This is a genomic window from Ruminococcus sp. J1101004sp1_RTP21198st1_B9_RTP21198_201120 (assembly GCF_040924245.1).
GTDB lineage: Bacteria > Bacillota > Clostridia > Lachnospirales > Lachnospiraceae > Blautia_A > Blautia_A faecis.
On sequence record NZ_JBCOMI010000044.1, the window covers coordinates 16,236 to 29,936 of the forward strand.

Consider the following 13,701-nt stretch of genomic DNA (forward strand, 5'->3'; position numbering starts at 1 on the left):
CCAAAGCATTCGTATATAAACTTCTCTTTGAAAAAAAGCCAAACTGTATTGTAACATACTCTTTCACAGGTTGCAATATTGCGATTTAACCTGGAAGCGATCAATCAGTTACTGTTCACTCCGTGACCAGTAACACGCTTCGCGATGCACAGAAATCATGCATTCGCATGATTTCGCGCCGCAATTCTCGGGTTTTCTGTGAACTTTGTTCACAAAAAACACCTCGCGGAACATTACCAGTGAACAGTAACTTACTGTGTTACTCCATGACCAGTAACATCAATCATTCCAGATTCTTACTTGCGTCTACTGCCATCTGGTAGGCTTCTGCATAAGAAATTCCAGTCTTTCTGCAGATTTCCGCCAGGCTTTCATACTCCGGATAGCATTTCTCTGCTCCTTCTGAACCGCAGATTTTCACTTCCACCTCACCGAAGGGAATCATTACTTTCCGCTTTCTCCGGGGCAAAATCGTGCGCTCCATCCTGACCCTGCGGATACCAATACTGGTAGTTTCTGCAAAAATCAAAGCTTCCATTCCCGGGACATCTTCTTCCTTACAGATTACGGTAAGAAGCCATGCAGGACGGTTTTTCTTCATATATACAGGAGTATAATGCACATCCCTTGCACCGGCCTCAAAAAGCTTCTCCATGACAAAGCCAAGTACTTCACCGCTGCAGTCATCGATGTTTGTTTCCAGCTTATAGATGTAATCTGCACAATCCGCGCTTTCCGTAACACCGGTCTGAATTTTGGCAGCAGCTTCCCGATTAAAAATTTCAGCAGTTTCATTTGCCGCACTTTCATTTCCTGCCGGAATTCCCACCGCTTTTTCCGGTTTATGGGATTCTTCCGGGTGAATCAGCATTGCACGCAGGATTCCCGGGCACTCATACGTCCTCTTGCCAGCTCCGATACCTGTTTTCTCAATTGCAAAGGTTTCCGGTAATTTGCAGGAAGTACGGACTGCTGCCACAATTGCCGCTCCTGTAGGAGTTACCAGCTCGCCCTGTACCTGAATGATCCGCAGATTCAGACCACACTGCTGTACAATATGGGTCACCGCCGGAACCGGAACTGGTAAAATGCCATGCTGGCAGCGGACCGTACCCATTCCTTCGCATAATACAGGTACAATGACCTCTGTAATTCCAAGATTGTCCAGGCAGACTGCCACGGACAAAATATCTACAATGGAATCCACAGCTCCAACTTCGTGAAAGTGCACCTCTTTCACCGGAACATTGTGGGCTTTTGCTTCTGCCTTTGCCAGAATCTGAAAAATTTTAAGGGCAATACCTCTGGCGCTGTCAGTCATCTTCGTATCAGCAAGTATCTGACGGATTTCGTTCATGCCGCGGTGTTTATGATGACGATGATGCTCGTGAGTATGTGCTGCTGTTTCATCTCCATGATCATGTCCATGTACTGCCACATTCTTTTCTGCTGCCTCATGGCTATGCTCATACTGGTGATTATGTTCTTCTGCCCCATGCTTATGACTATGATCATGTCCATGCAGATACTCCATATCATGGTCATGTCCATCTATCTCTTCGTTCAGAATTACATCGAAATCACAGGCATCAATCCCGGATTTCATCACCCGATTTACTTTTATCTCAAATCCCTGCACAGGAAGACTTTCAAGTACATCCTCCAGCACCTTCTGATCTGCTCCCAGATCCAGCAGGGCTGCCACTGTCATATCTCCACTGATTCCGGAATAACACTCCAGATATAATGATTTTCCCATAATTCTCCTCGTTGCAAATTTATCAAATTGCTCCCCAATTTGTGTCTCTTACTTACCAAGCGCCAGCCGGTTCATCTGCGTTGCCAGATATCCGGCTCCATATCCGTTGTCAATATTCACTGTGGCAATTCCATTGGCACAGGAATTGATCATGGTCAGAAGTGCTGATAATCCATGGAAATTCGCTCCATATCCCACAGACGTAGGTACTGCGATCACCGGTCTGCTCACAAGACCTCCCATAACGCTGGCAAGAGCGCCCTCCATGCCAGCCACAGCCACAACACAATTAGCATCCTGAATGATCTCCAGCCTGGAAAACAGCCTGTGCATTCCACTTACACCAACATCATAAATTCGTTCCACGTAAGTTCCAAAATATTCTGCAGTCTGTGCTGCTTCCTCGGCCACTGGAATATCTGCAGTGCCTGCAGTACAGACAGCCACCTTTCCCTCATGAATCTTATCTGTTTTCTCTATTTTCAGGATTCTGGAAACAGGGTCATACTGAACTTCTGGAAACTTCTCCTTCACCAGCTCATACTGTGCCTGGGAAGCCCTTGTTCCAAGTACTTCTCCCTCTTCCATATATAAACGTTCAAATATTTTCAGCAAATGGGCATCTGCCTTATTGCTGCAGTAAATCACCTCTGCAAAACCAGTGCGGGCTTTTCTCCCCGTATCCAGCTTGGCATAATCCATTTCCTTGTAGCCATCCTGTCGAATCAGCTTCTCTGCTGCTTCCGGAGAAAGTCCTCCCATTTGCACCTGGGCAAGGATTTCTTCTAATGTCATGTACAAATCACTCCATTTCCTAAAGCGTGTTTGAAAAAGGCATTCTGCAAAATGTGCGTCACAATTTGCGGGAATGGTTTTTCAAACAGGCTCTAAAATGCAACACAATTATAACGTTTTCTTCTCTTTTATTCAACAAAAAAATCCTGCCTCATTTTGCTGAAGCAGGATTTCTGTGCATCGCGAAGCGTGTTGCGTTCTGGTCACGGAGCGAACCGTAACGAATTTCTTCCAAAACCGGCTATTCTGCGCGAAAACAGCGCTCCCAGACCGTCTGATTATGTTTTATTTCGCTTTGGCTGCCTTTTTATCTCCAAGGAAACCAATCGATGTAACACAGATCAGTTTATCGAAGATCATAAACATAGCTGGTAAGATAAACAGTACAACTACCATACTGATGATCGCACCACGGGCAAGCAGTGTACAGATAGAACCGATCATCTCAACCTGTGAATAGCAGGAAACACCGAAGGTTGCCGCAAAGAAGCTGAGACCGCTACTGATAATGGACGGCATGCTGGTCTTATGGGCAATGCTGATGGCTTCCATCTTATTCTTACCGTGCTGTCTCTCTCTCTGATAACGGGTAGTCATCAGGATTGCATAGTCAACAGTCGCACCCAGCTGGATGGCACCGATAACGATGCTTGCAACGAACGGAAGGCTGATTCCCTGATAGTATGGAATGGCCATATTGACAAAAATCGCAAACTCAATAACCGCAACCAGAATGATCGGAAGGGAAATTGATTTAAAGATAATCATAATGATCAGGAAAATGGCACCAATGGAGATTACATTTACACGAACCAGATCGGCATCTGTAGTATCCTGAAGATCCTTCATAAGCGGTGCCTCACCGATTACCATTGCTGTATTATCGTATTTCTTTACTATTTTATCAATTTCTGCAAGCTGGGCATTTACCTCATCTGTAGCAGAACCATATTCAGAACATACAAATGCAAGCTCATACTGATCTCCTTTGAAAATCTTCTTCAGATCATCCGGGATCATAGACTCCGGAACGGTAGGTCCGATCAGGGAATTCATACCCAGACTCCACTTCACACCCTCAACCTTATCGATATCATTTAACATCTGCTGTTTCTGCTTGGAGTCCATATTCTTATCCATCATAATCATATGAATATTGCCTACTGCGAAAGTTTTCTCCAGCTCATCATTGGCAATGTTGCAATCCAAAGTGGATGGAAGAGATTCTGCAATATTATAGTAAATCTTTGTATGATTGTTTCCATAAATAGCCGGAAGCAGAAGCACCAGAAAAATCACAGTCCAAAGCTTGTAATGCTTCGTAATAAATGCAGACGGTTTATCCATTCTGGCAAAAAGCAGCTTATGCTGAGTCTTCTCAATGGGCTTGTCAAAAAACAATACCAGTGCCGGAAGAATGGTTACACAGCAGATAACACCAATAATAACGCCCTTTGCCATAACAATACCAAGGTCACGTCCAAGAGCAAAGGTCATAACACAAAGTGCAACGAAGCCGGCTACTGTGGTAACAGAGCTTCCAGCTACAGACTTAAAAGTATTGGCAATGGCATGCCCCATGGCACGGTCCTTTTCTCCAGGAAAACGCTTCTTATTTTCCTCGTAGCTGTTCAGAAGGAAAATGGAATAATCCATGGTAACACCAAGCTGAAGCACTGCGGTAAGTGCCTGTGTAATATAAGAGGTCTCGCCCAGAATAATATTGCTTCCCAGGTTGTAAAGGATAGCAAGTCCGATACTGAGCAGGAACAAAAACGGAACAACAAAGGATCCGCTTGTCAGCTCCAGAACGACCAGACTAAGTACTGCTGCGATCACAACGTAAATCGGCAGCTCCTGCATGGCAATGTTCTTAATATCTGTAACAACTCCTGTCATGCCACTGAGGAAGCACTGCTCGTTAGCAATCTTACGTAGTTCTGTGATAGCTTCCATGGAAGTATCTGAAGATGTGGTATTATCAAACAGAACCAGCATCATGGTTGCATCGCCATTTATAAATACCTTTCTGTACTTCTCAGGAATCATCTCTACCGGAAGAGTAATATCCGCCACATCATCATACCAGAGAACATCCTTTACATGCTCTACTTCACTGAATTTCTCTTCCAGCTTCTGGACATCCTTCATATCCATATTCTCTACGATTACCATGGAAAAGGCGCCCATTCCAAACTCATCCACCAGAATATCCTGACCTTTTACCGTCTCAAGGGTATCCGGCAGGTAACTTAACAGATCATAATTTACTCTCGTCTCTGCGATTCCGATCACAGACGGGATTACCAGCAAAAGTCCGATCAAAAGCACCAGGACCTTATGCTTGGCTATCCATTTTCCTACTTTGACCATTGATGTCATCTCCTTAAATTCATTTCTTTCGTACTATAGTATAACCCAAAATGACCAATAGTCAATATTATTTTTAACAAAAATGAAAAATAGTCATTTTTCTCAAAAACCAATCAAAACACCGACAATTTTTACCAAAAATGCCGCAATCCAGGCGATCACACATTGCCCGATTACCACTCCTGCAGCCCATTTACCGCCCAGCTCACGTTTCACAGAAGCGATTGCGGCTACACAAGGCGTATATAAAAGACAGAAGGTAAGAAGGCACACTGCTGCCAGCGGAGAAAGCACATCTACCAGTGCCGCTGTACTTCCAAATAATATGGACAATGTGGAAACCACGCTCTCCTTTGCCATAAAACCTGTTACAAGGGCTGTGGAAAATCTCCATTCCCCAAAGCCAAGAGGCTTAAATACCGGTGCAATAAATCCGGCAAGTACTGCAAGAATACTGTCTTTGGAATCTGTCACAATATTCAGATGCAGATCAAAGGTCTGTAAAAACCAGATCACAATGGTTGCCACAAAAATAACAGTGAAGGCTCTCTGAAGAAAATCCTTTGCCTTTTCCCAGAGAAGCTGACCAACGTTTTTTGCACCTGGAAGACGATAATTAGGAAGCTCCATTACAAAGGGAACCGCTTCTCCCTTAAACATGGTTTTTCCAAAAATCAGTGCCATCAGGATTCCCATAATAATTCCGCCGAAATAAAGTGCTATCATTACCAGTGCACCGTATTTCGGGAAAAAGGCAGCTGTAAAGAAAGCATAAATCGGAAGCTTTGCCGAACAGCTCATAAAAGGAGTAAGGAGGATAGTCATCTTACGGTCACGCTCAGAAGGCAGGGTTCTGCTTGCCATAACGCCGGGAACTGTGCATCCAAAGCCTACAAGCATTGGGACAATGCTTCGTCCGGAAAGTCCAATCTTTCGAAGCAGCTTATCCATTACAAATGCCACTCTGGCCATGTAGCCACTGTCTTCCAGAAGTGACAGGAAGAAAAACAGGGTGACGATAATCGGCAGAAAGCTGAGCACACTTCCAACTCCATTGAAAATACCGTCAATTACAAGAGAATGAAGCACATTATTTACGTTCCATGCAGTCATTGCTTGATCCACCACTGCAGTCAGCCAGGTAATTCCCATATCCAGAAGATCCGAAAGACCCTTTCCGATCACGCCAAAGGTCAGCCAGAAAACCAGAGCCATAATACCTGCGAAGCATGGAATAGCTGTATATTTGCCTGTAAGTATTTTATCCATCTTCTGACTGCGCAGATGCTCCTTGCTCTCATGAGGCTTAATCACAGTCTCAGCACAGACTTTTTCAATAAAATCAAAGCGCATATGGGCAATCGCTGCGGACCGGTCAAGCCCACGCTCTGTCTCCATCTGCTTTACAATATGCTCCAGGGTTTCTTTTTCATTCTGATCCAGTCCAAGCTTTTCCAGGATCAGTTCATCCCCTTCTGCAAGCTTACTGGCTGCAAAACGCACCGGAATATCTGCCTGCTGTGCATGATCCTCAATGAGATGCATAATTCCATGAAGACATCTGTGAACGGCTCCGCCGTCATCGTTTGCATCACAGAAATCCAGCCGCTTTGGTTTTTCCTGATATTTTGCCACATGAATGGCATGTGCAACCAATTCATCAATACCTTCATTTTTTGCTGCGGAAATAGGTACAACCGGAATCCCCAAGGCCTCCTCCATCTGGTTCACACGCACAGAACCACCATTCTGCCTTACTTCATCCATCATATTCAATGCCAGTACCATAGGCACATCCAGCTCCATCAGCTGCATAGTAAGATAAAGATTTCTCTCGATATTCGTGGCATCCACAATATTGATAATTCCCTTAGGATGCTGCTCCAGAATAAAGCTTCTGGTTACGATTTCCTCGCTTGTATAAGGAGACATGGAATAAATTCCCGGCAAATCTGTCACCAAAGTATTCTTTTTCCCACGGATAATACCATCTTTACGGTCTACTGTAACTCCCGGAAAGTTGCCTACATGTTGACTGGAGCCGGTTAACTGATTAAACAGGGTTGTTTTACCGCAGTTCTGGTTTCCTGCCAGCGCAAAGGTAAGAAGCTCACTGTCAGGAAGGGGATGCTCATCTGCTTTTTCATGATATTTACCTCCCTCGCCCAGACCTGGATGAGGAATCGCCCTGACACGGCTTCCTCGTTTCTGCTCTTTTTCATCCCTTACATTATCAATCTGAATCTGGGCAGCATCTGCAAGACGCAGAGTCAGCTCATAGCTATGTATCCTGACTTCAACAGGATCACCCATAGGTGCATATTTTACCATGGTCACGTCAGCCATGGGAATGATTCCCATATCCAGGAAATGCTGCCGCAGGGCACCCTCTCCTCCTACTACTGTAACTGTGGCGGTTTTCCCGATGGGAAGGTCTTTTAATGTCATATGTACTTGTCCTCTTTTCCCATATGTAAGATTTTTGCTGCTGTTCAAAACTAAACGGCAACAAATTTTGATAAATTCCATCTGCTAATGATAAATTTTATCATTAATGTTACAGGAGTTAGTTTATTCTAATATTGTCAGGATGTCAATATTATTGAGAAAAATTATTGACAATTTTCTCATTATCTGATAAAGTTACGAAACAAGGTTTCCCTGTGAGGGAGTAGCAAGCGTGTCCACAGACGCGTGGCAAGTCAACATACCGACCGTATGAATCTGTTTGTATAGATTGCTGTTCACTGAATGAACAGCAGCTTTTAAAGCAGTGTTTCGATCTGGCTTGCATTAAATTGCGAGACTCATGTATAACGTTATGCTATACATGGAGTCTGTCCTTTTATAAGAATGCAGATGACCCATATATAGCCTGTGGTTATATATTGGGTCTTTTTTCATGCTGTAAGAGGCTTTACTAAACGATCTGTTTCCACAGCAAATTAAAAATTGGAAACCAGCAATAAAATACATTACGGAGGAATGTAAAAATGAACTACAGTTTTGTGTTTTTTCTGAACAGCGCCCTGCTTGGAGTCGGACTTGCAATGGATGCTTTTTCTGTATCCCTGGCAAACGGCCTTCACGAGCCTAGGATGCGCATGAAAAAAATGTGCGGCATTGCGGGCACATTCGGTGCTTTTCAGGCCATCATGCCAATGACCGGATGGTTATGTGTCCACACCATTGTAGAATACTTCAGGACATTTGAGAAATTTATTCCATGGATCGCGCTGATCCTTCTTGGCTATATTGGTGGCTCCATGCTGATCAATGGTATCCGGGGAACCGATGAGGATGATGAAATTCCGGGAGTTGGTCCCAAAGCCCTTTTCATTCAGGGCGTTGCAACTTCCATTGACGCCCTGTCCGTAGGATTCACCATCTCTAAGTATGACTGGCTAATGGCTCTTGTCTGTTCCCTGATCATTGCCATAGTCACATTCTTTATCTGCATGACCGGACTTTCCCTTGGAAAACGCTTCGGAACCAGACTTTCCAACAAGGCGGATATTCTCGGCGGCGTCATTCTAATTGCAATTGGTCTGGAAATTTTTATCAACAATATGTTTTAATTATTTCAGCATATTTACCGCTATTCAGCAGGTACTGTTCCGCCAGGTGTTTTACTATACAAGCGTTAATTTTCACCTGTTTTCCAATCAAAAAAAGCTTTCATCTCTCCCTTTACGGGATGGATGAAAGCTTTTTCTGCTTTTATTAGCGGGCAATAATATATGCGCAATAAACCAGATATACCACTACCATTATAATACCCTCTTTGCGCTCAATTTTTTTCCTGGTTCCTGCAAAGATCCAGACCATAACCGAAAATACCATAAGAAGCACTATATCGATTATGTTTTCCCGGATCAAAGCTACCGGACTGATAGCAGATGAGATTCCAAGGACCATCAGAATATTGAAAATATTGGATCCGACTGCATTTCCAACTGCCATATCAACTTCATTTTTTCTTGCTGCAACTACAGAGGTTACAAGCTCCGGAAGCGAAGTTCCGATAGACACAATGGTAAGCCCTACCAGAGTCTGGCTCATTCCAAGCTCTATTGCAATCCTACTGGCTGTATCAACGGTAAGGTCACCGCCAAAAGCAATTGCAGCTGCACCCACGATCAAAAAGAGAATACTTTTGCCGTATGACAGCTCTTTCATATTGTCACATTCTTCAACGCCTTCTATTTCAACCTTCTGTCCTGCAGCACGGGCTTTCATTGCGCTTCGTACCATTGTAAAAATGTATCCGGCAAACACGATCAGGAAAATAACTCCATCTGCATGACCCAGCGTCATTCCCGTCTTATCTCCCAATCCTGAAATTCCCAGTACAAGCAGAAATAGTGCACAGCCTAAAGACAAGGGAATATCTCTTACCACAGTTGCTTTCTGGACCATAATTGGAGTCAGAATTGAACAGACACCAATTACAAACATCAGATTAAAAATATTGGATCCTACTACATTGCTGACCGCAAGTTCATTATTCTGTACCAGAGAAGCAGTCACACTCACGGCTGTTTCTGGCAGTGAAGTTCCCATAGCCACAATCGTAAGACCAATGATGATGGGCGGAACCTTTAATTTCTTCGCAATGCTGGAACTTCCCTCCACAAAAAAGTCAGCCCCTTTTACCAGAAAGGCAAATCCCACTGCCAGCAGCAGGATAACAGCTGCAATTGGCAATCCATTAATAATATTTTGCATAATATTCTCCTTTTGTTATCCGCATATTTTTACCTTTACAGATTCTCCAGAGTGTGTTTGAAAAAGGCTTTCTGCAAAATGTGTGTTACAAAACAGTATTTACTTCATAAGCCTGCTTCTTTGGAATTACATCTGCCCAAAATGTAAAAAGACTCATGTATGCCATAACATGCATACATGAGTCTCATTCTTTAAGATTTGCCAGGCCAGAATCAGATCCGATCAAAGCCGCGACTGTTGACAAACCACGTTTTCACGCAAACTACTCCCTCACAGAATCCATATGTGTAGTTAATATACCAAATTGCCGTTAAGAAGTCAACCTCTAATCTTCCTCTATATGCTCTCTTCCCTGGTCAATGATCGTCCGAACATGCTCATCTGCCAGAGAATAGAATATAGATTTTCCATCCCTGCGGCTTTTTACCAGTTTATTCTGTTTCAGGATACGAAGCTGGTGGGAAATAGCTGACTGAGTCATGTTCAATGCCTTTGCCAGGTCGCACACGCACACCTCTGCTTCAAAAAGTACAAACAGGATCCGGATCCTGGTAGAATCGCCAAACACCTTGAACAGCTCTGCCAGATCATACAGCTCGTTTTCCTCCGGGATGGTCTCGTTTACAATTTGCAGAAGATTTTCATGGACCTCACAGCAATCACAGATTTCCACTTCTTTATCTATGTCTTTTTTCATTCTGAATACCTCGATATCATCATCAAAGATTTTTCACAAACAAAGTACGGATTGCATTGAGCACTGCCAGTACCATAACGCCTACATCTGCAAAAATGGCTATCCACATGTTTGCAATGCCGAGGGCACCAAGTACCAGACAGATCAGTTTCACGCCAATTGCAAAATAAATATTTTCATATACAATTCGCATACACTTCTTGGCAATGCGAATGGCTTTCCCAATCTTTAACGGGTCGTCATCCATCAGCACAACGTCAGCCGCCTCGATTGCAGCATCAGAACCAAGCGCACCCATTGCAATACCAATATCCGCTCTTGAAAGAACCGGTGCATCATTGATTCCGTCTCCAACAAAGGCAAGCTTCTCTTTTTCAGACTTATTTGCCAGAAGTTCTTCCACCTTGGAAACCTTATCCGCCGGAAGAAGCTCGCTGTGAACCTCTCCGATTCCAAGGTCAGCTGCTACAGACTCTGCCACTTTTTTTCCGTCACCGGTGAGCATAACCGTTCTTGTAATACCTGCTTTTTTCAGGTTCTCAATTGCCTCTTTGGCATGAGGTTTGATAATGTCTGAAATCAGGATATGACCTGCATATTTTCCATCCACAGCCATATGGACAACCGTTCCTACATGATGGCACTCTTTGTACGCAATGCCCAGACGGTTCATCAGCTTCGCGTTACCCGCAGCTACAGACACACCGTCCACCTTTGCAATAACACCGTTTCCACCGATTTCCTCAATGTCTGTGACACGGCTGCGGTCAATTGGCTTGCCATATGCTTTCTGAAGGCTCTTGCTGATGGGGTGTGAGGAAGAGCACTCTGCATATGCTGCATATTCCAGAAGCTTTGCATCCTCCATCTCATTATGGTGGATTCCGCTGACCTCGAATACGCCCTTTGTCATAGTACCTGTTTTATCAAAAACAACGGTCTTCGTCTGGGAAAGCGTCTCCAGATAGTTGGAGCCTTTTACCAGAACGCCCTGATTGCTGGCACCACCGATTCCAGCAAAGAAACTGAGGGGAATACTGATCACCAGTGCACATGGACAGCTGATTACAAGGAACGTCAGGGCACGGTAGATCCAGTCTCCCCATTCCGGAGAAAGTCCCATAAACAGCATTCTGCAAAGAGGCGGAATGACTGCAAGTGCCAGAGCACTGTAGCAAACTGCCGGGGTATAATATTTCGCAAATTTTGAAATAAAGTTTTCAGATCTGGATTTCTTGGAGCTGGAGTTCTCAACAAGATCCAGGATCTTGGAAACCGTAGATTCACCAAATTCCTTCGTGGTGCGGATTTTCAATACACCTGTCATGTTAATGCAGCCGCTGATGACCTCATCTCCCACTTTCGCATCTCGCGGAAGGCTTTCTCCTGTCAATGCGCTTGTATTTAATGTGGAATTTCCGTCTTCAATCATTCCGTCAATTGGAATCTTCTCTCCCGGCTGAACCACAATGATAGTTCCAATCTCTACCTCGTCTGGGTCTACCTTTTCCAGCTTGCCGTCCTGCTCGATATTTGCATAATCCGGACGGATATCCATCAGCTCGCTGATATTTCTTCTGCTCTTTCCAACGGCATAACTCTGGAAAAGTTCTCCGATCTGATAAAACAGCATAACCGCAGTGCCTTCCTGATAATCGCCGAGAGCAATGGCACCAATTGTGGCAACTGCCATCAGAAAATTCTCATCAAATACCTGACGGTTCCTAATTCCCTTAAGCGCTTTTTTCAGAATATCATAACCGATCACCAGATACGGGACCATGTATAGTGCCATTCGAAGATAGCCATCTACCGGAAGAAAGCGTAGCAAAACCAAAAGGACAAAAGCAATAATAATTCTGGTCAATACTTTTTTCTGCTTCTTGTTCATATTCTTTCACATGCCCTGAAGGCATGGCCTCCATTATAATGATATCGCCGGCAAGCGACATATTCGCTTAATTCGTTTACGTGACTGAACAGAGTACATCCAGTCCGGTCACTGTCCTACTGTTCATTCTGTGCCTAGAGCGTGTCTGAAAAAGGCTTTCTGCAAGATGTGCGTCACAATTTGTGGGAGATTTCGCCCGGATGAGGGCGCCGTAGCGGGCTACGGCAACCGAATTCGGGCAAAATATACTGCAAAGTGGGGCGTGCAGATTGCGGGAATGATTTTTCAAACACGCTCTAGTAACTGCTTTTCCTCATTGTTTTTATAAGAAGATCTCGCAGTCGTCTTCTACTTTCTTACAGTTCTTCAGGACTTCCTGCATAACAGCCTTCGGCTCCTGTCCATCTTCAAACTCAACGATCATTTTCAGAGTCATGAAGTTTACAGTCGCATCCTTAACACCAGCAGTGTTCTTAGCAGCTTCCTCCATCTTGTTTGCACAGTTTGCGCAGTCAACATCGATCTTGTAAGTTTTTTTCATGATAGTGGTCTCCTTTTGAAAATGTTCTCTTTTTCATATGAACAATTATTCATATGTTTGTTTTTATTATAGCATTTAAATAACTTCTGTCAATAGGTTTGGCATAAAATCTTTCTTTTTCTATGATGTAGCATAAATGCTTTCTTTTTCCTGTATTAATATAGTAATTTCTTTTTTTGCCCTGTTCAATTCGTTTTTTTTCGTGTATAATAAGTCGAATATTATTGGATTGAAATTAGAGGAGATTTTAAACATGAAAAGTTATCTAATCGTTTTTCTTATTTCTATGGTACCGCTGATTGAGCTGCGAGGCGCGATCCCATATGCTGTAGGCTTCGGAATTCCGCTGGTTCCGGCGTACATTATCGCCATTATCGGAAACATGCTTCCAGTACCTTTTATCTATTTCTTCGCCCGCAAGGTTCTGGAGTGGGGCAAGGATAAACCGGTGATCGGGCGCTTCTTTACCTTCTGTCTTGAAAAAGGGGAAAAAGGAGGAAAGGCCCTTCAGGCAAAGGCCGGCCGCGGATTATTCGTAGCGCTTCTGCTCTTCGTAGGAATTCCTCTTCCCGGCACAGGTGCCTGGACCGGAACCCTGGCTGCCAGCCTTCTGGACATGGACTTTAAGTCCAGTGTTCTGGCTGTAATGCTTGGTGTCATTCTGGCTGGTCTTATCATGGGCGCTGCAAGTGCAGGACTTTTTGGGGCATTATTTGCAGTATTCAGCTGACAGGATTACAAGAAAAAGTATATGAAGTTTATCTGATTGCGAATAAACTCATATACTTTTTTTATGCCTTAAAAGAAACTAAAACAAGCCTCTGTCGTTTTCGCTCGTCTTAGAGCCTGTTTGAAAAATCATTCCTGCAATCTGCACGCCCCACTTTGCGGTATATTTCACCCGAATTCGGTTGTCG

The 13,701-nt window shown here is 43.9% G+C and carries 13 protein-coding genes; 4 read left to right on the forward strand and 9 right to left on the reverse strand.

The features are described from left to right. Positions 1–283: 283 nt before the first annotated feature. The 4 genes from larC to feoB form a co-directional block, all read right to left on the reverse strand. Entirely contained in the window at positions 284–1,759 is a 1,476-nt protein-coding gene (gene larC / locus AB5618_RS19595; RefSeq protein ID WP_148461869.1) for a nickel pincer cofactor biosynthesis protein LarC, read from the reverse strand. A 48-nt stretch (positions 1,760–1,807) separates the two neighbouring features. After that, positions 1,808–2,554, reverse strand: coding sequence for a nickel pincer cofactor biosynthesis protein LarB (gene larB, locus AB5618_RS19600; protein ID WP_148461870.1), 747 nt, complete (start codon positions 2,552–2,554; stop codon positions 1,808–1,810). Between the two features lie 285 nt (positions 2,555–2,839). Continuing rightward, complete coding sequence (locus AB5618_RS19605; protein WP_148461871.1) at positions 2,840–4,927, reverse strand: RND family transporter; 2,088 nt, start codon at positions 4,925–4,927, stop codon at positions 2,840–2,842. A gap of 102 nt (positions 4,928–5,029) precedes the next feature. Further along, positions 5,030–7,375 (reverse strand): ferrous iron transport protein B, encoded by a 2,346-nt coding sequence (gene feoB / locus AB5618_RS19610; RefSeq protein ID WP_148461872.1) that lies wholly within the window; start codon positions 7,373–7,375, stop codon positions 5,030–5,032. Positions 7,376–7,920: 545 nt separating this feature from the next. On the opposite strand from feoB, the gene AB5618_RS19615 reads away from it, so the two are divergent. After that, positions 7,921–8,505 carry a manganese efflux pump MntP family protein gene (locus AB5618_RS19615; RefSeq protein ID WP_148461873.1) on the forward strand — a complete coding sequence of 195 codons (585 nt, stop codon included), beginning with the start codon at positions 7,921–7,923 and terminating at the stop codon, positions 8,503–8,505. Positions 8,506–8,650: 145 nt separating this feature from the next. On the opposite strand, the gene AB5618_RS19620 is transcribed toward AB5618_RS19615, so the two are convergent. From AB5618_RS19620 to AB5618_RS19635, 4 genes are all read right to left on the reverse strand, one after another. Next, entirely contained in the window at positions 8,651–9,655 is a 1,005-nt protein-coding gene (locus AB5618_RS19620; RefSeq protein WP_148461874.1) for a calcium/sodium antiporter, read from the reverse strand. Positions 9,656–9,980: 325 nt separating this feature from the next. Next, positions 9,981–10,352: a helix-turn-helix transcriptional regulator gene (locus tag AB5618_RS19625; protein WP_148461875.1), complete on the reverse strand. Its 372-nt coding sequence runs from the start codon at positions 10,350–10,352 to the stop codon at positions 9,981–9,983. 22 nt (positions 10,353–10,374) lie between these two features. Beyond that, complete coding sequence (locus AB5618_RS19630) at positions 10,375–12,243, reverse strand: heavy metal translocating P-type ATPase (RefSeq protein ID WP_148461876.1); 1,869 nt, start codon at positions 12,241–12,243, stop codon at positions 10,375–10,377. 76 nt (positions 12,244–12,319) lie between these two features. Further along, positions 12,320–12,490 (reverse strand): DUF6783 domain-containing protein, encoded by a 171-nt coding sequence (locus AB5618_RS19635; RefSeq protein WP_308768425.1) that lies wholly within the window; start codon positions 12,488–12,490, stop codon positions 12,320–12,322. Here AB5618_RS19635 and AB5618_RS19640 point away from each other — a divergent pair. After that, positions 12,422–12,571, forward strand: coding sequence for a DUF6783 domain-containing protein (locus tag AB5618_RS19640; protein WP_308768424.1), 150 nt, complete (start codon positions 12,422–12,424; stop codon positions 12,569–12,571). The genes AB5618_RS19635 and AB5618_RS19640 overlap by 69 nt on opposite strands. On the opposite strand, the gene AB5618_RS19645 is transcribed toward AB5618_RS19640, so the two are convergent. Continuing rightward, positions 12,566–12,784 carry a cation transporter gene (locus AB5618_RS19645; RefSeq protein WP_118579549.1) on the reverse strand — a complete coding sequence of 73 codons (219 nt, stop codon included), beginning with the start codon at positions 12,782–12,784 and terminating at the stop codon, positions 12,566–12,568. The two genes, AB5618_RS19640 and AB5618_RS19645, sit on opposite strands and share 6 nt — an antisense overlap. Positions 12,785–13,037: 253 nt before the next feature. On the opposite strand from AB5618_RS19645, the gene AB5618_RS19650 reads away from it, so the two are divergent. Both AB5618_RS19650 and AB5618_RS19655 read left to right on the forward strand, forming a co-directional pair. Then, positions 13,038–13,514 carry a small multi-drug export protein gene (locus tag AB5618_RS19650; RefSeq protein ID WP_118579636.1) on the forward strand — a complete coding sequence of 159 codons (477 nt, stop codon included), beginning with the start codon at positions 13,038–13,040 and terminating at the stop codon, positions 13,512–13,514. A 120-nt stretch (positions 13,515–13,634) separates the two neighbouring features. Beyond that, positions 13,635–13,701, forward strand: a 67-nt coding sequence (locus tag AB5618_RS19655; RefSeq protein ID WP_368367007.1) for a DUF6783 domain-containing protein, incomplete at its 3' end; no start/stop codon positions are given.

What these genes read in the sequence shown, in the direction of transcription:
- AB5618_RS19630 (WP_148461876.1), bottom strand. Translation starts at nt 12,243, where the DNA reads ATGAACAAGAAGCAGAAAAAAGTATTGACCAGAATTATTATTGCTTTT.
- AB5618_RS19650 (WP_118579636.1), top strand. Translation starts at nt 13,038, where the DNA reads ATGAAAAGTTATCTAATCGTTTTTCTTATTTCTATGGTACCGCTGATT.
- AB5618_RS19620 (WP_148461874.1), bottom strand. Translation starts at nt 9,655, where the DNA reads ATGCAAAATATTATTAATGGATTGCCAATTGCAGCTGTTATCCTGCTG.
- AB5618_RS19605 (WP_148461871.1), bottom strand. Translation starts at nt 4,927, where the DNA reads ATGGTCAAAGTAGGAAAATGGATAGCCAAGCATAAGGTCCTGGTGCTT.
- AB5618_RS19615 (WP_148461873.1), top strand. Translation starts at nt 7,921, where the DNA reads ATGAACTACAGTTTTGTGTTTTTTCTGAACAGCGCCCTGCTTGGAGTC.
- AB5618_RS19645 (WP_118579549.1), bottom strand. Translation starts at nt 12,784, where the DNA reads ATGAAAAAAACTTACAAGATCGATGTTGACTGCGCAAACTGTGCAAAC.
- larC (WP_148461869.1), bottom strand. Translation starts at nt 1,759, where the DNA reads ATGGGAAAATCATTATATCTGGAGTGTTATTCCGGAATCAGTGGAGAT.
- AB5618_RS19625 (WP_148461875.1), bottom strand. Translation starts at nt 10,352, where the DNA reads ATGAAAAAAGACATAGATAAAGAAGTGGAAATCTGTGATTGCTGTGAG.
- feoB (WP_148461872.1), bottom strand. Translation starts at nt 7,375, where the DNA reads ATGACATTAAAAGACCTTCCCATCGGGAAAACCGCCACAGTTACAGTA.
- larB (WP_148461870.1), bottom strand. Translation starts at nt 2,554, where the DNA reads ATGACATTAGAAGAAATCCTTGCCCAGGTGCAAATGGGAGGACTTTCT.